The organism is Janthinobacterium sp. SUN176 (assembly GCF_030587335.1).
GTDB lineage: Bacteria > Pseudomonadota > Gammaproteobacteria > Burkholderiales > Burkholderiaceae_D > Janthinobacterium > Janthinobacterium kumbetense.
Genome location: NZ_JAPWIA010000001.1, coordinates 4023659 through 4041018 on the forward strand (window position 1 = coordinate 4023659; position 17360 = coordinate 4041018).

General features: G+C 62.7%; 15 protein-coding genes. 8 read left to right on the top strand and 7 right to left on the bottom strand.

The window, feature by feature from the left end; translation table 11 throughout:
- Positions 1-115: 115 nt before the first annotated feature.
- The gene (locus O3299_RS18180) at positions 116-1732 is read left to right on the top strand and encodes a GMC family oxidoreductase (RefSeq protein WP_305062855.1); all 1617 of its coding nucleotides are present in this window, start codon (positions 116-118) and stop codon (positions 1730-1732) included.
- A gap of 130 nt (positions 1733-1862) precedes the next feature.
- Entirely contained in the window at positions 1863-3203 is a 1341-nt protein-coding gene (locus O3299_RS18185; RefSeq protein ID WP_305062856.1) for an MFS transporter, read from the top strand.
- A gap of 64 nt (positions 3204-3267) precedes the next feature.
- On the opposite strand, the gene purM is transcribed toward O3299_RS18185, so the two are convergent.
- On the bottom strand, positions 3268-4311 hold the full coding sequence (purM, locus tag O3299_RS18190; protein ID WP_278317157.1) for a phosphoribosylformylglycinamidine cyclo-ligase: 1044 nt from the start codon (positions 4309-4311) through the stop codon (positions 3268-3270).
- Between the two features lie 188 nt (positions 4312-4499).
- Here purM and O3299_RS18195 point away from each other — a divergent pair, with 188 nt between their 5' ends.
- From O3299_RS18195 to panB, 6 genes are all read left to right on the top strand, one after another.
- Positions 4500-5582, top strand: a complete 1083-nt coding sequence (locus O3299_RS18195) for an AI-2E family transporter (protein ID WP_099666348.1) — start codon at positions 4500-4502, stop codon at positions 5580-5582.
- Between the two features lie 77 nt (positions 5583-5659).
- Positions 5660-6328, top strand: a complete 669-nt coding sequence (gene hda, locus O3299_RS18200) for a DnaA regulatory inactivator Hda (RefSeq protein ID WP_305062857.1) — start codon at positions 5660-5662, stop codon at positions 6326-6328.
- On the top strand, positions 6328-6999 hold the full coding sequence (locus O3299_RS18205) for an HAD family phosphatase (protein ID WP_305062984.1): 672 nt from the start codon (positions 6328-6330) through the stop codon (positions 6997-6999). The genes hda and O3299_RS18205 overlap by 1 nt, the downstream gene beginning before the upstream one ends.
- Positions 6992-8365: a polynucleotide adenylyltransferase PcnB gene (gene pcnB / locus O3299_RS18210; protein WP_099666347.1), complete on the top strand. Its 1374-nt coding sequence runs from the start codon at positions 6992-6994 to the stop codon at positions 8363-8365. The genes O3299_RS18205 and pcnB overlap by 8 nt, the downstream gene beginning before the upstream one ends.
- An 8-nt stretch (positions 8366-8373) precedes the next feature.
- Positions 8374-8862 carry a 2-amino-4-hydroxy-6-hydroxymethyldihydropteridine diphosphokinase gene (gene folK / locus O3299_RS18215; protein WP_099666346.1) on the top strand — a complete coding sequence of 163 codons (489 nt, stop codon included), beginning with the start codon at positions 8374-8376 and terminating at the stop codon, positions 8860-8862.
- 120 nt (positions 8863-8982) lie between these two features.
- Positions 8983-9858: a 3-methyl-2-oxobutanoate hydroxymethyltransferase gene (gene panB, locus O3299_RS18220; protein WP_305062858.1), complete on the top strand. Its 876-nt coding sequence runs from the start codon at positions 8983-8985 to the stop codon at positions 9856-9858.
- 54 nt (positions 9859-9912) lie between these two features.
- Here panB and O3299_RS18225 read toward each other — a convergent pair whose 3' ends face one another.
- The 6 genes from O3299_RS18225 to O3299_RS18250 form a co-directional block, all read right to left on the bottom strand.
- Entirely contained in the window at positions 9913-11400 is a 1488-nt protein-coding gene (locus tag O3299_RS18225; protein WP_305062859.1) for an aldehyde dehydrogenase, read from the bottom strand.
- A 36-nt stretch (positions 11401-11436) separates the two neighbouring features.
- The gene (locus O3299_RS18230) at positions 11437-12282 is read right to left on the bottom strand and encodes an ABC transporter permease (protein WP_305062860.1); all 846 of its coding nucleotides are present in this window, start codon (positions 12280-12282) and stop codon (positions 11437-11439) included.
- Positions 12279-13220: an ABC transporter permease subunit gene (locus O3299_RS18235; RefSeq protein ID WP_289903298.1), complete on the bottom strand. Its 942-nt coding sequence runs from the start codon at positions 13218-13220 to the stop codon at positions 12279-12281. The genes O3299_RS18230 and O3299_RS18235 overlap by 4 nt, the downstream gene beginning before the upstream one ends.
- A gap of 7 nt (positions 13221-13227) precedes the next feature.
- A complete protein-coding gene (locus tag O3299_RS18240) occupies positions 13228-14376 on the bottom strand; it encodes an ABC transporter ATP-binding protein (RefSeq protein ID WP_305062861.1) in 1149 nt (382 codons plus the stop codon).
- Between the two features lie 136 nt (positions 14377-14512).
- Positions 14513-15973, bottom strand: a complete 1461-nt coding sequence (locus tag O3299_RS18245; protein WP_305062862.1) for an aspartate aminotransferase family protein — start codon at positions 15971-15973, stop codon at positions 14513-14515.
- Between the two features lie 12 nt (positions 15974-15985).
- Positions 15986-17356, bottom strand: coding sequence for a glutamine synthetase family protein (locus tag O3299_RS18250; RefSeq protein ID WP_305062863.1), 1371 nt, complete (start codon positions 17354-17356; stop codon positions 15986-15988).
- Positions 17357-17360 lie beyond the last annotated feature (4 nt).

Here is a 17360-nt window from a genome sequence, read left to right on the forward strand (position 1 = left end):
CTGCACGTCTTTTATAAATGGAACAAGACGTTCCAAAAATAATCAATAAAGACCAGTGTATCGCAAAAAACGCCCGCCGAGGCGGCGCGATACCGCAACGCAGGAGACAAGCACCATGTTGCAAACACACTATGATTACATCGTCGTCGGCGCCGGTTCCGCCGGCTGCGTGCTGGCCAACCGCCTGTCGCACGACAGCAACAATCAGGTATTGCTGCTGGAAGCGGGCGGCAAGGACAACAATCCCTGGATCCACGTGCCGGTCGGCTATTTCAAGACCATGCACGACCCGAATCTGGACTGGTGCTACCGCACGGAAGCGGACGCCGGCATCGCCGGACGCCAGCTGCAATGGCCGCGCGGCAAGGTGTTGGGCGGCTCCAGCTCGCTCAACGGCTTGCTGTACGTGCGGGGCCAGAAAGAGGATTACGACCGCTGGGCCGAGCTGGGCAATGCAGGCTGGAGCTATGCCGAGGTGTTGCCCTATTTCAAGAAATCGGAAGACCAGGAGCGGGGCGCCAGCGATTACCACGGCGTCGGTGGCCCATTGAAGGTGTCGGACTTGCGCCTGCGCCGCCCCATCGCGGAACACTTTATTGCGGGCGCCACGGAAAGCGGCATCCCTTTCAATGCCGATTACAACGGCGCCACGCAGGAAGGCGTGGGCTACTTCCAGCAGACGGCCAGCAAGGGCTTGCGCTGGAGCACGGCGAAAGCCTTTTTGCGGCCGGCCCGCAAGCGCGTCAACCTGCGCGTGGAAGTGCGCGCGCAGATCACCCGCGTGCTGTTCGAGGGCAAGCGTGCCGTCGGCATCGAGTACAGGCAAGATGGCCAGCTGCGCCAGGCGCGTGCCGGCGGCGAAGTGATTTTATGCGCGGGCGCCATCGGCTCGCCGCAGATCCTGCAATGCTCGGGCGTGGGTCCGCGCGCCCTGCTCGAGGAAGTGGGCGTGCCGCTGGTGCACGACTTGCCCGGCGTGGGACAGAACCTGCAAGACCACCTGCAAATCCGCCTCGTCTTCAAGACGCGGCTGAAAACCCTCAACGATGAAGTCAACAGCCTGTGGGGCAAGCTGTGGGTGGGCATGCAATATGTGTTTTCGCGCTCCGGGCCATTGACCCTGGCGGCCAGCCAGGTGACGGTATTTACCAAATCCTCTCCCGAGGTGGAGCGGCCCGACATCCAGTTCCACATGCAGCCGCTGAGCGCCGACAAGCCGGGCGAAGGCGCACATCCGTTTTCCGCGTTTACCTCGTCCGTGTGCCAGCTGCGCCCGCACAGCCGCGGCCACGTGTCGATCAAGTCCGCCGACCCGCTCGCCTATCCGGGCATCTATCCGAACTACCTGTCCGATCCCCGCGACCAGCGCACGGCGATCGCCGCCCTGCGCGTGGCACGCCGCATCGCCGCCGCGCCGTCGCTGGCGCCGCACATCATTTCCGAGTTCGTGCCCGGCCCGCAGTTCGAGACGGATGAAGAACTGCTGGATGCGGCGCGGCGCTTCAGCCAGTCCATCTACCACCCGAGCGGCACCTGCAAGATGGGCCATGACGCCATGGCGGTCGTCGACGACCGCCTGCGCGTGCACGGCTTGCAGCACCTGCGCGTGGTCGATGCGTCGATCATGCCGGAAATCGTCTCGGGCAACACGAACGCGCCCACCATCATGATCGCGGAAAAAGCCGCCGACATGATCCTGGCGGACGCCGTGCGGCTGCCGCAGGCGGCCTAGCCAGCGCCCCTTTCCACCTCACCCGGGAGGATGCCAGCGGCGGGCAGACGGCCCCGCCCCTCAATGACCTGGCAATCAGTCAGGCATCAAAAAAACACACATAATCGATATCGATGGGAGACTAGATATTATGGATAACAATCCGAACAATACGAACAATCCGAAAAAGGCCAAAGAGCTACGGAAAGTCGTGATGGCCAGCGTGATCGGCGCCACCATCGAGTGGTACGACTTCTTTTTATACGGCGTCGTCGCCGGCATCGTGTTCAGCAAGCTGTACTTCCCGGGCGGCGATCCGCTCGTCTCGACCATGCTGGCCTACGGCACCTTTGCCGTGGGCTTTCTGTCGCGCCCCATCGGCGGCGTGATCTTCGGCCACTTCGGCGACAAGATCGGCCGCAAGAGCATGCTGGTCATGACCCTGATGATCATGGGCATCTCCACCTTCCTGATCGGCGTGCTGCCCACGTATGACCACATCGGCTACTGGGCGCCCGGCCTGCTGCTGTTCCTGCGCGTGCTGCAGGGCATCGGCCTCGGTGGAGAATGGGGCGGCGCCGTGCTGATGGCGTATGAATATGCGCCACCCAAGGAGCGCGGCTTCTATGCCAGCCTGCCGCAGATCGGCCTGGCCATCGGCCTGTGCCTCGCTTCCGGCGTGGTGGCGATCCTGTCGTACAGCTTGAGCGATGCGCAATTCCTGTCCTGGGGCTGGCGCGTGGCCTTCATCCTGTCGGCCGCCCTCGTCTTCATCGGCATGTGGATACGTTTGAACGTGATGGAAACGCCGGAATTCCAGGCCGTCAAGGAAAAGAATGCGGAGACGCAGATTCCGTTTTTCGACCTGCTGAAACGCTACCCGGGCAATGTCTTGAAGGGTATGGGCGCGCGCTATATCGATGGTGTGTTCTTCAATATCTTCGGCGTGTTTTCCATCACCTATCTGACCAATACCATCAAGATCGCCCGCACGGAAGCGCTGATGGGCGTGATGGCGTCCGCCGTCGTGATGTGCTTTTGCATCCCGTTCTTCGGCCGCCTGTCGGACCGCATCGGCCGCACCAAGGTGTTTTTCTGGGGTTCGCTGATCACGGGCGTGTCGTCCATCCCTGCCTTCTGGATCATGCTGAACCACGCCGACAATCCAATGCTGCTGTGGTGTTCCGTGATCATTCCGCTGGGCGTGCTGTATTCGGCCGTGTACGGCCCGGAAGCGGCCCTGTTCTGCGACCTGTTCGACGCCAAGGTGCGCTACACGGGCATTTCCTTCGTGTACCAGTTCTCCGGCATCTTCGCCAGCGGCCTGACGCCCATCATCGCCACCTACCTGCTGAAAACGGGCAATGGAGAACCGTGGCACATCGTCGGCTACATCCTGTTCGCCTCCCTCGTCTCGGCCGTCAGCGTGGCCATGATCGGCAGGGGCGGCTCGCAGCCGGATGGGCGCATGAAGCCGGCGCACGCAAGGTAGGCGCAGGCACGTAAAAAAAGGCAGGCCTCTTGCGAGTGCCTGCCTTTTCTATGCGTGCGACAGCTTAGATGACGATGGTCTGGTGCTCGTCGCCGTTACGCGCACGGATGGTGCCGATGCGCGAGACGGTTTCACCGGCCGCTTGCAGCTGGGCGATGGCGGCGTCCGCGTTTTCCTGCGAAACGATGACGGTCATGCCGATGCCGCAGTTGAAGACGCGGTGCATCTCCGCGTCAGCCACGCCGCCGTGCTGTTGCAGCCACGTGAACAGCGGTGGCATGGTCCACGATTTCGAGTCCAGCTCGGCCACCAGTCCAGGCTGCAGCACGCGCGGGATGTTTTCCACCAGGCCGCCGCCGGTGATGTGCACCATGCCCTTGACTTCCATGGCATCCATCAGCGCCAGCAGCGGCTTGACGTAGATGCGCGTCGGCTGCATCAGCACGTCGGCCAGCTTGCGGCCGTGGAAGTCGCCTTCCAGGTCCGGTTTTGCCACTTCGATAATCTTGCGCACCAGCGAGTAACCATTCGAGTGCACGCCGGACGAGGCCAGGCCCAGCACCACGTCGCCCGGGGCGATCTTGGTGCCGTCGATGATTTTCGATTTTTCCACGGCGCCGACGGCAAAACCTGCCAGGTCGTATTCGCCGGCCGGGTACATGCTCGGCATTTCCGCCGTTTCGCCGCCGATCAGTGCGCAGCCCGCTTGTTCGCAACCCTGGGCGATGCCCTTGATGACATCGGTGGCGATGGCCACGTCCAGCTTGCCGCATGCGAAGTAGTCGAGGAAGAACAGCGGTTCGGCACCTTGCACCAGGATGTCGTTGACGCTCATGGCGACCAGGTCGATGCCGACCGTATCATGGCGGTTCAGTTCGAACGCCAGGCGCAATTTGGTGCCCACGCCGTCGGTGCCCGAGACGAGCACCGGTTCCTTGTACTTCTTGCTGATTTCAAACATGGCGCCAAAACCGCCCAGGCCGCCCATCACGCCTTCGCGCAGGGTGCGCTTGGCAAACGGCTTGATTGCTTCGACTAAAGCGTCGCCTGCGTCGATATCGACGCCAGCGTCACGGTAGGAAAGGGAAACATTAGAGGTCTGGTTCATGGTGTGGTGGCAGCGGAGGCGGTAAAATAGAAGGCGGATACCCGCCGGCACGCGCGCGCAAGCATGTTTTTCAACATCGTGCGGCAGGACGCCAGCGGGTGAATTCGGTCGATCAAGTCGCTATTTTATCAAACTGCCCCGCCATTTCGTAATTAACTGCCTTTTTTTAACGCAACAGTACAAACTCCATGCCATTCGCCATCACCGCCGAACAGAAGCAAACAGCATTTTGGATCGCGGTCTGGCTGGCATTCCTGCTGCTGCTCGTCAGCCTGGGCCCCATCCTGACGCCCTTCCTGGCCGCCGCCATCCTCGCCTACGTGCTCAATCCCGGCGTGGACCGATTGCAACGCCTGCATTACAAGCGCTTTTACCTGCCCCGTCCGCTGGCCGTGCTGGTCGTCGTAGTGTTGTTTTTCCTCGCCATTACGGCGCTGGTGCTGATCGTCGTGCCCGTGCTGCAGAAGGAAATTCCCTTGCTGCAGGCGCAGATTCCCCAATTTCTCAGCAAGGCCAACGAGTTCCTGGCGCCGAAACTGCGCGACCTGGGCATCCGCGTGCGCCTGGATGGCACGGGCATCAAACGCATGCTGAGCCAGCAGATGGCCACCAGCGGCGATGAAATCTGGAGCACCGTGCTGGCCTCGGCCCGTATCGGCGGCACGGCCGTGCTGGGCTGGCTGGCCACCGTGGTGCTGATTCCCGTCGTGCTGTTCTACCTGTTGCTGGACTGGCATCCCATGCTGGCGCGCATCGCCGCCGCCGTGCCGCGCCGCTGGGTGGGCCGCACGGTGGGTATGGCGCAGGAAGTCGACACCCTGCTGGCGCAGTACCTGCGCGGCCAGTTGCTCGTCATGCTGGTGCTGGCCACGTATTACTCGGCGGCGCTGGCCATCGCCGGTTTCGAAGTGGCATTGCCTGTGGGCATCATCACGGGCTTGCTGGTGTTCATCCCCTACCTGGGCTTCGGCCTGGGGCTGATGCTGGCGCTGATCGCCGCCCTGCTGCAGTTCGCCGACTGGAGCGGCGTGATCGCCGTGGCCGTCATCTACGGCTGCGGCCAGGTCATCGAGGGCTTTTTCCTCACGCCGCGCCTGGTAGGCGAACGCATCGGCCTGAACCCGTTGGCCGTGATCTTCGCCTTATTGGCTTTCGGGCAACTGTTTGGTTTCGTCGGCGTACTGCTCGCTTTACCCGCTTCTGCCGTGTTGATGGTCGCTTTTAAGCATCTAAGACGCCACTACCTGTCCAGCACCTTCTATAATGCATAATAAAAGCGGATATCATATCAACCTGGCAATACCAATGATGCACAAGCAGTAATGAAAAACAGGACAAGGCGTACGCCATGAAACAACTGGTGCTCGATTTAGGCACAGACCAGGCGCACAGCCTCGATACCTTCGAGGTGGGACAGAATGCCGAAGTGGCGCAGCTGATGCGTCAGTTCGCCGCGCGCACTTCGCGCGAACATTTTGCCTACCTGTGGGGCGAACTGGCCGCCGGCAAGAGCCACCTGCTCAAGGCCCTGGCCAGCACCGAGCGCGCGCGCTACATTTCGCCGTTCTCGATCGAGTCCGAATTCGTGTATTCGCCCGAAGTCGACCTGTACCTGCTCGACGACTGCGAAAAGCTGTCGCCGCTGGCGCAGATCGATGCCTTTGCCCTGTTCAATGAAATCCGCGCCAACAAGGCGTTCATGGTGTGCAGCGGCGCCGTGCCGCCGGCCGTGCTGCCTGTGCGCGAAGACTTGCGCACGCGCATGGGATGGGGCCTGATCTACCAGATCCACGGCTTGACCGACGATGAAAAAATCGCCGCCCTGACCCAGGCGGCCACCACCCGCGGCTTGACCTTGTCGCCCGGCGTGTTACCCTATCTGCTGTCCCATTTCCGGCGCGACATGCGTTCGCTGTCGACGATGCTGGACTCTCTCGACCTCTACTCCCTTGAAACCCAACGCCCGATCACCTTGCCATTGTTGCGCGAGTTGCTGCAGGCGGAAGCGAAAGAATGATGAATCTGGCCCTGTTTGACCTCGACCACACCCTGCTGCCCATCGACTCGGATCACGAGTGGGGCGAATTCCTGGTACGCATCGGTGCCGTGGACGCCGCCGAATTCACCCGCCGCAACGACGAATTTTTCGCGCAATACCAGGCCGGCACGCTCGATCCGGTGGAATATCTGGAATTTTCGCTCGGCACCCTGGCGCAGTTTCCGCGCGAACGCCTGGAAGCGCTGCACAAGCAATTCATGGCCGAAGTGGTCATGCCAGCCATCCGCCCCGAAGTCGTGGCCTTGCTGAAACAGCACCAGGACGCGGGCGACCTGCTGGCCATCGTCACGGCCACCAACCATTTCATCACCAAACCCATCGCCGATGCGCTGGGCGTCGAACACCTGCTGGCCGCCATGCCCGAGTATGACGACAAAGGCAATGTCACGGGCAAGCTGGTCGGCACACCGACCCTGGGCGCGGGAAAGCTGAGCCACACCCATGCCTGGCTGGAAAAAATGGGCAAGGAACTGGGGCAGTTCGAGCGCAGCTATTTTTACAGCGATTCGCACAACGACATTCCCTTGCTGTCGGTCGTGACTCACCCTGTCGCGACCAATCCCAATACCGCTTTGAGCGCACACGCATCCCTCCACGGCTGGCCATCACTCCACTTATTCAATGATTAAAAAATTCATCCGCAAGATCCTCGGCGTTAAAAAAGAGGCAGCGCGCGACACCACGGCACCCATCGTGCTCGGTCCTGCGCAACACGGAATCGACCCGAAACTGGTGTCGTCGAATGCCATCCGCGTCACCAGCAGCCTGCAGGAAGCGGGTTTTGAGGCCTTTGTCGTCGGCGGCGCCGTGCGCGACCTGCTGCTGGGCGTCAAACCGAAAGACTTCGACATCGCCACCAACGCCACGCCGGAACAGGTCAAGCGATTGTTCCGCCGCGCCTTCATCATCGGCAAGCGCTTCCAGATCGTACACGTGATGTTCGGCCAGGATTTGCTGGAAGTGACGACCTTCCGCGGCGCGGGCGCCGATTCCGCGCCCAAGGATGAACATGGCCGCGTCCTGCGCGACAATACCTTCGGTCTGCAGCACGAAGACGCGCTGCGCCGCGACTTCACCATCAACGCCATGTACTACAACCCGGCCACGCAGGAAGTGCTCGATTACCACGGCGGCGTGGAAGACATCCGCGCCAAGACCTTACGCATGATCGGCAAGCCGGAAGAGCGCTACCGCGAAGACCCCGTGCGCATGCTGCGCGTGGTGCGCTTCGCCGCCAAGCTGAAATTCACCATCGAGCCGCACACGGCCGCGCCGATTCCCATCATGGCGCCGCTGATCAACAATGTGCCCGCGCCGCGCGTGTTCGACGAGATGCTGAAACTGCTGATGAGCGGCCACGCGCTGGCCTGCCTGCAGCAACTGCGCAAGGAAGGCTTGCATCACGGCCTGCTGCCGCTGCTCGACGTGGTGCTGGAGCAGCCGCTGGGCGCGAAATTCGTCACCCTGGCGCTGGACGCCACCGATGCCCGCATCGCCGCCGGCAAGACGGTCTCGCCGGGCTTCCTGTTTGCCTCGCTGCTGTGGCACCAGGTGCTGGAAAAATGGACGGCCTACCGCGCCGCCGGCGAATCAACCATCCCCGCGCTGCACCTGGCGGCCGACGACGTGCTCGATTCGCAAACGGAAAAACTGGCCTTGCAGCGCAAGATCGGCTCCGACATGCGCGACATCTGGTCGATGCAGCCGCGCTTCGAGCGCCGCGTCGGCAAGGCGCCGTATAAATTGCTGGAGCACCTGCGCTTCCGCGCCGGCTACGACTTCCTGCTGCTGCGCTGCGCCTCGGGCGAGATCGACATGGACATCGGCGAATGGTGGACGGCCTTCTACGAAGGCGACGAGGAAACGCGCGAAGCGCTGCTCGTCAGCGCCAATGCCGCGCCGGGCGCCGTCAAGAAGAAGCGTCCGCCACGCCGCAGCACGCGCAGCAAGACGGGCACCGGCGGCTCGACCAGCGGCAGCACCAGCGGCGAGTAAACGCAGCCATGCAGACAGCAACGGCAGTTATCGCTTATATCGGCATCGGGGCGAACCTGGGCGACGCGCGCGCCAACGTGCAGGATGCGCTTGCGCGCCTGGCGCGCCTGCCCGGCGCCAGCTTGCTGGACGCCTCGGCCAGCTACCGCACGGCGCCCATCGATTCGAGCGGCGACGACTACATCAACGCCGTGGCGCGCATCAGCACCACCGTGCCGGCAGAGGAACTGCTGCTGGCCCTGCACGCCATCGAAGCGGCGCACGGGCGCGAACGGCCCTACCGCAACGCCCCGCGCACGCTGGACCTGGACTTGCTGCTGTACGGCGACGAGCAGATCGCCAGCGCCACCCTGACGGTGCCGCATCCGCGCCTCACCGAGCGCGCCTTCGTGCTGGTGCCGCTGCTGGCCCTGGCACCCGCCATCGCCGTGCCCGGCCTGGGGCCGGCGCAGGACTACCTGGCAAGCGTGGCCGACCAGGCCATCAGCCAGCTCTGACCCCGCCTCTGCCCCATCTCGCTCCCATCCTCTACAATGCCGCTCCTGCAGCGCGCCGCATAAAGTACTACACTAGCGGCGTCGCAATCGCATCACCCCCTTTCACTCTAGAGAATACCTATGTCCGCTTATTTGCAAGGAACAGATCTGGCCGCCAAAGACAAGGCCGCCACACCGGCGCCGGCGCTATCCAAGCCTGTCGCCAACAAGGCCGTGACCATCCATACGCTGGCCACGCTGCGCGCCGCCGGCGAAAAGATCACCATGCTGACCTGCTATGACGCCAGCTTCGCGTCCCTGATGGACCGCTGCGGCGTGGAAATCCTGCTGATCGGCGATTCGCTCGGCATGGTCTGCAATGGCCACAACTCCACCCTGCCCGTCACCGTGGCCGAACTGGCCTACCACACGGCATCCGTGGCGCGCGGCAGCAAGTCGGCCATGATCCTCGCCGACCTGCCGTTCGGCGCCTATGGCACGCCCGAGACAGCCTATGCCAACGCCGTCATCCTGATGCAGGCTGGCGCGCACATGATCAAGATCGAGGGCGGCGCCTGGCTGGCCGAGATCGTCCGTTTCCTCACCGAGCGCGGCATCCCCATCTGCGCCCACATCGGCCTGACGCCGCAATTCGTGCACCAGCTGGGCGGCTATAAAGTGCAGGGCAAGAGCACGGAAAGCGCCACGGAGCTGAAGAACGACGCGCTGACGCTGCAAAACGCGGGCGCCGCCATCGTGCTGATGGAAGCGATGCCGTCGCAACTGGGCAAGGAAGTGACCGAGATGCTGACGATCCCCACGATCGGCATCGGCGCCGGTCCCGATTGCTCGGGCCAGGTCCTCGTCATGCACGACATGCTGGGCGTCTTCCCAGGCCGCAAGGCACGCTTCGTGCGCAACTTCATGGAAGGCGCGGCCAGCATCGACGACGCCGTCATCGGCTATGTCAAAGCCGTCAAGGATGGCAGCTTCCCGGCGCTGGAACACTGCTTCTGATGTCATTCCGCCTGTCGGCCTGCGCGCTGCGCGCCAGGCCGACAGCGCTTCGCTTTACCCCACCTGTATCCACGTCGTCTTCAACTCCGTGTACTTGTCCAGCGCGTGCAGCGACTTGTCGCGCCCGTTGCCCGACTGCTTGTAACCGCCGAACGGCACGGTGATATCGTCGCCGTCGTACTGGTTGACGTGCACGGTGCCCGCGCGCAGGGCGCGCGCCGTCTGGATGGCCTTGGTGATGTCGGAGGTCCACACGGCCGCCTGCAAGCCGTACGGCGTGGCGTTGGCCTGTTTCACCGCCTCGGCAATATCCGTAAAGCCCAGCACGGACAAGACGGGCCCGAATATCTCTTCGCGCGCGATCGTCATGCCGGCGTCCACGCCGAAGACGGTGGGCTGCACATAGTAGCCCCCCGTATCAAGGCGCACGGCCTCGCCGCCGCCCAGCAGCTGCGCGCCTTCCTGCTTGCCGGAAGCGATATAGTCCATCACGGTCTTCATCTGCGTGGCGTCGACGATGGCCCCCATGACGGTGGCTTCATCGAGCGGGTCGCCCGGCTGAAAGCGGGGCAGCATAGCCAATGCCTTGGCCATGAATTCGTCCTTGATCGATTCTTCCACAAACAAACGCGAGGGCGCATTGCAGCTTTCGCCCTGGTTGAAAAAGATGGAGCCGACGGCGGCCGCCACGGCCTTGTCCAGGTCAGGACAATCGGCGCAAACGATGTTGGCGGACTTGCCGCCCAGTTCCGTCCACGCCCGTTTCAGATTCGACTGGCCCGCCATCTGCACGATTAATTTTCCCGTGCGCGTGGAACCCGTAAAACCGATGCAATCGACATCCATGTGCAGTGCCAGCGCGGCGCCCGCCTCGTGGCCATAGCCGGGCAGCACATTGAAGACGCCTGCCGGCACGCCGGCTTCGAGCGCGATGTCGGCCAGGCGCAGGGCCGTCAGCGGCGATTTTTCGGATGGTTTCAAGATCACGCTGTTGCCGGCGGCGAGGGCGGGCGCGATCTTCCAGGCGGCCATGATCATCGGGTAATTCCACGGCACGATGGCGGCGACGACACCCACCGGTTCGCGCGTGATCAGGGCCAGACTGTTGGCAGGGGTGGGGGCGATTTCATCGTAGACCTTGTCGATCGCCTCGCCATACCAGCGCAGGCAGTTGGCCGTGGCGCCCACGTCCACGCTCTGGCTGTATTTGATCGGTTTACCCATGTCCAGGGTTTCCAGCAGGGCCAGCTCGGGACCGTATTTTTGCACCAGGTCGGCGAACTTGATCAGCACGCGCTTGCGCTGCGCGGGCGATTTTCCTGCCCAGCGGCGGTCGTCAAAGGCGGCACGCGCGGCCTGCACGGCCGTATCCACGTCCGCGCCATCGCAGCGCGCCACCTGCCCCAGCAAACGCCCATCGATAGGCGACAGATTGTCGAAGGTCTGGCCGGACTTGGCCGCGACCCGCTCGCCATTGATGAAGGCGCGTCCATCGATCTCGAGCGCTGCGGCACGTGCGTGCCAGCTGGTGTTTTCCGTCATGGTCGTCTCCTGCAAGATGAAAACGCCAGCTTACTCCTAGTCCGCCGAATACGCCCCAGACAATTGCTTGCGGCGTCTGCGGTCGGCGCGCGCCAGCATCACGGCATACGCGATCACGGCGAGCGTCACGACGAGGATGGTCAGCGCGGCGATGGCGTTCACGCGCGGATCGAGCCCGAGGCGCGCGCGCGAGAAGATCACCAGCGGCATCGTCGTCGAACCGGGGCCGGACAGGAAAGCTGACAGCACCACGTCATCGAGCGACAGGGTAAACGTCAGCAGCCAGGCCGATGCCAGGGCCTGCGTGATATTCGGCAGGGTCACGAGGAAGAACACCTGGTGCGCGCGGCAGCCCAGGTCCATGGCCGCTTCGGCCAGGGATTTACTCATCTCCTGCAGGCGCGACTGCACCACCACGGCCGCATACGCCATGCCCAGCAGGGTGTGGCCCAGCCAGATGGTCAGCACGCCACGTTCGGGGAAACCGAAGACCTTTTGCATGGACACCAGCATCAGCAGCAGGGACAGGCCGATGATCACTTCCGGCATCACCAAAGGCGCGCTGACCATGGCGGAAAACACCGTGCGGCCACGGAAACGCTGGTAGCTGGTCAAGGCGAAGGCTGCAAACGTGCCGAGGATGACGGACGATGTGGCCGACATGAAGGCTATCTTTAGGGACAAACCGAAGCCCGAGATGATTTCCGTATCGCTCATCAATTCGCTGTACCAGCGCAGCGAAAAGCCGCTCCACACCATGTCCTGGCGCGAGCTGTTGAACGAAAAGACGATCAGCACAATGATGGGCAGGTAGAGGAACAGATAGCCGAGCGAGAGCCAGCCGCGCCCGAACCAGCGCTGCAGGAAATTACGTCCGTTCATGTGCGCTCCTCCGCGTCCTGGTCCGTCTTGTATTTGTTAAAAATGGCCATCGGCACAAGGATCAGCAGGATCACCAGCACCGTTACCGACGAAGCCATGGCCCAGTCGTTATTGGTGAAGTACTCATCCCACAGCACCCTGCCGATCATCAGGGTTTCCGGGCCGCCCAGCAGCTCGGGAATCACGTATTCGCCCACGGACGGGATGAACACCAGCATGGCGCCGGCGATGATGCCCGACTTCGACAGAGGCACCGTGATGCGCCAGAACGCCTGCAATGGCGTGGCGCCCAGGTCGGCCGCTGCTTCCAGGTAGCGCATGTCCATTTTGACCAGGTTGGCGTACAGGGGCAAAATCATGAAGGGCAGGTAGGCGTACACCATGCCGACCACCAGCGAGAACGAGGTATTCATCATGTGCAGCGGTTCGCTCACCACGCCCAGCGCGATCAGCAAGTCGTTGAGCAAGCCGTGATTGGCCAGAATGCCCTTCCACGCATACACGCGCAGCAGGAACGAGGTCCAGAACGGCAGCATCACCAGCATCATCAGCACGGGGCGGATCGACGGTTTGGCGCGCGCCATGAAGTAGGCGAACGGGTAGCCGATACACAGGCAGATGGCCGTGGTAATGGCCGCGTACTTGATGGAACTGAGGTAGGTAAGCAGATACAGTTCATCGGCGGCGATGAACAGGTAATTGGCGATTTTCACCTTCAGCACGACGATGCCGTCGACATACGACAGCAAGCCGCCGAACGGGCTGCCCGCCGTGTCCATGTCGGACAGGCTGATGCGCAGCACGATCAGGAAGGGCACCAGAAAGGCGGCGGCCAGGAACAGCGACGGCACGGCGATGACGACGTTGCGGCCCGCATTTTTCCCCGTTATCCAGCGCAGGGTGACGAGATTGCGCAGCAATTGCAGAATAGGCGTCATGATGGCCTCAGCTGGTCAGCACGACGATGTCGGCGCCATCCCACCACACCCACACGCGCTGCTCGCGCTCGAGGCGTGCGGCCTCGTGGCGGGCCGCGTTGGTGCGCGAGACTTTCACCACCGTGCCGCTGTCGAGGCGCACGTGGTAGCTGGTTTCATTGCCAAAATACGCCATGGCGACGATCACGCCCTGGGCGCAGTTGTAGCCGTGTTCCGCCGGCGACGCGCGCTCGTGCAAGGCAGGTGGCTCGATCTGGATGCCGATTTTTTCGGGGCGCACGGCCACCGAGACATCCATGCCCAGGTTGCCCGTGATGCCGTGCGAAACATAGTGCTCGCCATCGGCGGTGGTGATGACCACGTGATCGGGTTCATCTTCCGTGATGCTGCCGTCGAACAAGTTGACGCTGCCGATAAAGTCGGCGACAAAACGGCAGTTCGGCGTCTCGTAGATTTCGCCGGGAGCCCCCACCTGCAGGATGCGCCCTTCGCTCATGACGGCGATGCGCGTGGCCATGCTCATGGCCTCGTCCTGGTCGTGCGTGACCATCACGCACGTGACGCCCACCTGTTCGATGATGTTGACCAGTTCCATCTGCGTGCGTTCGCGCAGTTTTTTATCCAGCGCGCCCAGCGGCTCGTCGAGCAGCAGCAATTGCGGACGCTTGGCCAGGCTGCGCGCCAGCGCCACGCGCTGCTGCTGTCCGCCCGACAGTTGATGCGGCTTGCGCTTCGCGTACTGGCCCAGCTGCACCAGCGCCAGCATCTGCTCGACGCGCGCCGCCACTTCCGCTTTCGGCAAGCCGTCGCGGCGCAGGCCGAAGGCGATGTTGTCCCACACGGACAAATGGGGGAACAGCGCGTACGACTGGAACATCATGTTGATGGGACGCTGGTGCGGCGGCACGTCGACGATGCTGTTGCCCGCCAGGGCGATGCGCCCCGATGTCGGCGTCTCGAAGCCGGCCAGCATGCGCAGCAGGGTCGACTTGCCGCAACCTGAACTGCCCAGCAGGGCGAATATCTCGCCCTTGTTGATCGTCACGGAAATATCATTGACGGCGCGCACGCCATCGAATTCCTTGACCAGTTGATCAATCAGCAAGAAAGGCGCTGGGGCGTCGCTGGCCGACGCGGCGGGTGTTGCTATCGTCATTGTGGGTAGCTTCTGGGTAAGAGGGTGTCAAAATGAAAAACTGGCCGCTACAAAGAGCGGCCAGGATGGAAGTTTAGCGGAACTGCCGCGATTCTGGTCCAAAAAATGCGCAGATGGCGGCAAAATGGGGAAAAACCTACACCCAGCCCTTCGCTTTCACGTCCGCATGGGTCTTGTCCAGGCACACGCGTATCAAGCCCACCATTTCATCGATCTGCGCGCGCGTCATCACCAGCGGCGGGGCGACGATCATGCGTTCGCCCACGGCGCGCATGATGACGCCGTTGTCGAACATGTGGCCGCGGCAGATCATGCCCACGCCCTGGTTCTCGTCGAACAGTTCATTCTCGTGCACGCTGGCGCCCTTCTTGCGCACCAGGTTCAGGCCCGCGACCAGGCCGCAGCTGTCCGCATAACCGACCAGCGGATGTTCGCCCAGGCTGGCAAAGCACTGTTTCAGGTACGGTCCCGTATCCTCAGCTACCTTGGCCACCAGTTGCTCGTCCTCGATGATGCGGATATTTTCCAGCGCGGCCGCGCAGGCCACGGGGTGGCCTGAATACGTGAAACCGTGCGTGAATTCGCCGCCCTGTTCGATCAGCACCTTGGCCACCCTGTCCCCCACCAGCACGCCGCCCAGCGGCACATAGCCCGAGGTGACACCCTTGGCAAAGGTGATCAGGTCAGGCTGGATGCCGAACAGTTCGGAGCCGAACCAGCGCCCCAGGCGGCCGAATCCGCAGATGACTTCATCGGCGATGAGCAAAATGCCGTACTTATCGCAGATGCGCTGGATCTCGGGCCAGTAGGTCGATGGCGGGATGATGACGCCGCCGGCGCCCTGTACCGGTTCGCCGATGAAGGCGGCCACCTTGTCCGCGCCGATTTCCAGGATTTTTTCCTCCAGCCAGCCCGCCGCCTTGATACCGAATTCCTCGGGACTCAAGCCGTGACCCGATTCCACGTAATTCGGCTGGCCGATATGCGCGATACCAGGGATGGGCAAACCGCCCTGCGCATGCATGCCATCCATGCCGCCCAGCGACGCTCCTGCCACCGTGCTGCCGTGATACGCGTTATGGCGGCTGATGATGGTGTGGCGCTCCTTGTGGCCAAGAATGTCCCAGTAGCGGCGCACCATGCGCAAATTCGTGTCATTGCCCTCGGAGCCGGAGCTGGTGAAGAACACGTGTTGGAAATGCGGCGGCGATATTTGCGCCAGCTTGGCGGCCAGCTGCGCGGCCGGCACGTTGGTCGTGCCAAAGAAGCTGTTATAGAACGGCAGCGTCTCCATCTGCCGGTACACGGCTTGCGAGATCGACGTGCGGCCGTAGCCCACGTTGACGCACCACAGGCCCGACATGCCGTCGACGATCTTCTTGCCCTGGCTATCCCACAGGTAGACGCCGTCGCCGCGCACCATCACCCTGGCGCCCTTGCTTGCCAGGTCCTGGAAATCGGTGAATGGATGCAGATAGTGGGCCGAGTCCATCTGCTGGATGGCGGCCGTGTCATACACCTGCGGCGCCGCGTTTTTCTGCGCCACGGAGGCGACCAGGGCGGCGCTCGGCGCCAGCGGATTGTTTGTTGTACTCATTGCGATCCTTTCTTAAACGTGGAGCAGAAGATGCTCGCGCTCCCAGGGGCTGATGACGGTCATGAACTCCTGGTGCTCCAGGTCCTTGATGGCCGCATACACGTCGATGAAGCGCTCGCCCAGCACCGTGCGCAGCTTGTCTTCCGCGCGCAGCAGCTGCAGGGCTTCGGGCAAGCCTTGCGGCAGTTCGAACTTCATGTCATAGGCGCTGCCCACCATCATCGGCGTCGCTTCCAGCTGCTCCGTCATGCCGAGATAACCGCAGGCCAGTGTCACGGCCAGGGCCAGGTAGGGATTCGCGTCGGCACCGATGATGCGGTTTTCCACGCGCCGGTCCTGCACGCCCGACTCGGGCACGCGGAAGCCCACCGTGCGGTTATCCAGGCCCCACTGGATGTTGATGGGCGCGGCCGTGTGGCGCACGATGCGGCGATATGAATTCACGTAGGGCGCGACGATGGCCATGGCCGACGGCATGTAGCGCTGCAAGCCCGCGATGTAATGCTTGAAGATAGGCGCAGCCGAACCGTCCTCGTTGCTGAAGATGTTCAGGCCCGTCTTCGCATCGACGACACTCTGGTGCACGTGCATGGCGGAACCCGGTTCGCCCGCCATGGGCTTGGCCATGAAGGTGGCGTACATATCGTGTTTCAGGGCCGCTTCGCGTAGGGTGCGCTTGAAGAAAAACACCTTGTCGGCCAGGCTCAGCGGATCGCCGTGCAGGAAGTTGATTTCCATCTGTCCCGCGCCAATCTCGTGGATCAGCGTATCGACGTCGAGGTTCATCAGTTCGCAGTAATCGTAGATATCCTCGAACAGCGGGTCGAACTCGTTGACGGCGTCGATGCTGTACACCTGGCGGCTCGTCTCGGCCCTGCCGCTGCGGCCAATCGGCGGCTTCAAGGGCAGGTCCGGGTCCGTGTTTTTCGCCGTCAGATAGAACTCCAGCTCCGGCGCCACCACGGGTTTCCAGCCCTTGTCCGCATACAGCTTCAATACGCGGCGCAGCACGGAGCGCGGGGCGAAATCAACCAGCATACCGTCGGCGAAATAGCAATCGTGGATGACTTGCGCGGTAGGATCCGTGGCCCACGGCACCATGGTGATGGTGGTGGGATCGGCCTTCAAGATCATGTCGCGGTCGGTGCTGGAAATAGCGCGGTCGTAGCCGCCATCGTCGACCGGGTAATTGCCCGTCACCGTCATGCCCAGCACCGCTTCCGGGATGCGCATGCCGCGCTCCTGGGTAAATTTCCCGCGCGGCAGGATCTTCCCCCGCGCCACGCCCGTCAAATCGGGCACCAGGCATTCGATTTCCGTGACGCGCTTTTCATTGAGCCACAAATCCATATCCGTATAGGTGAAATTTTCGCGTATTGCCATGTTT

What these genes read in the sequence shown, in the direction of transcription:
- O3299_RS18180 (WP_305062855.1), top strand. Translation starts at nt 116, where the DNA reads ATGTTGCAAACACACTATGATTACATCGTCGTCGGCGCCGGTTCCGCC.
- O3299_RS18185 (WP_305062856.1), top strand. Translation starts at nt 1,863, where the DNA reads ATGGATAACAATCCGAACAATACGAACAATCCGAAAAAGGCCAAAGAG.
- purM (WP_278317157.1), bottom strand. Translation starts at nt 4,311, where the DNA reads ATGAACCAGACCTCTAATGTTTCCCTTTCCTACCGTGACGCTGGCGTC.
- O3299_RS18195 (WP_099666348.1), top strand. Translation starts at nt 4,500, where the DNA reads ATGCCATTCGCCATCACCGCCGAACAGAAGCAAACAGCATTTTGGATC.
- hda (WP_305062857.1), top strand. Translation starts at nt 5,660, where the DNA reads ATGAAACAACTGGTGCTCGATTTAGGCACAGACCAGGCGCACAGCCTC.
- O3299_RS18205 (WP_305062984.1), top strand. Translation starts at nt 6,328, where the DNA reads ATGAATCTGGCCCTGTTTGACCTCGACCACACCCTGCTGCCCATCGAC.
- pcnB (WP_099666347.1), top strand. Translation starts at nt 6,992, where the DNA reads ATGATTAAAAAATTCATCCGCAAGATCCTCGGCGTTAAAAAAGAGGCA.
- folK (WP_099666346.1), top strand. Translation starts at nt 8,374, where the DNA reads ATGCAGACAGCAACGGCAGTTATCGCTTATATCGGCATCGGGGCGAAC.
- panB (WP_305062858.1), top strand. Translation starts at nt 8,983, where the DNA reads ATGTCCGCTTATTTGCAAGGAACAGATCTGGCCGCCAAAGACAAGGCC.
- O3299_RS18225 (WP_305062859.1), bottom strand. Translation starts at nt 11,400, where the DNA reads ATGACGGAAAACACCAGCTGGCACGCACGTGCCGCAGCGCTCGAGATC.
- O3299_RS18230 (WP_305062860.1), bottom strand. Translation starts at nt 12,282, where the DNA reads ATGAACGGACGTAATTTCCTGCAGCGCTGGTTCGGGCGCGGCTGGCTC.
- O3299_RS18235 (WP_289903298.1), bottom strand. Translation starts at nt 13,220, where the DNA reads ATGACGCCTATTCTGCAATTGCTGCGCAATCTCGTCACCCTGCGCTGG.
- O3299_RS18240 (WP_305062861.1), bottom strand. Translation starts at nt 14,376, where the DNA reads ATGACGATAGCAACACCCGCCGCGTCGGCCAGCGACGCCCCAGCGCCT.
- O3299_RS18245 (WP_305062862.1), bottom strand. Translation starts at nt 15,973, where the DNA reads ATGAGTACAACAAACAATCCGCTGGCGCCGAGCGCCGCCCTGGTCGCC.
- O3299_RS18250 (WP_305062863.1), bottom strand. Translation starts at nt 17,356, where the DNA reads ATGGCAATACGCGAAAATTTCACCTATACGGATATGGATTTGTGGCTC.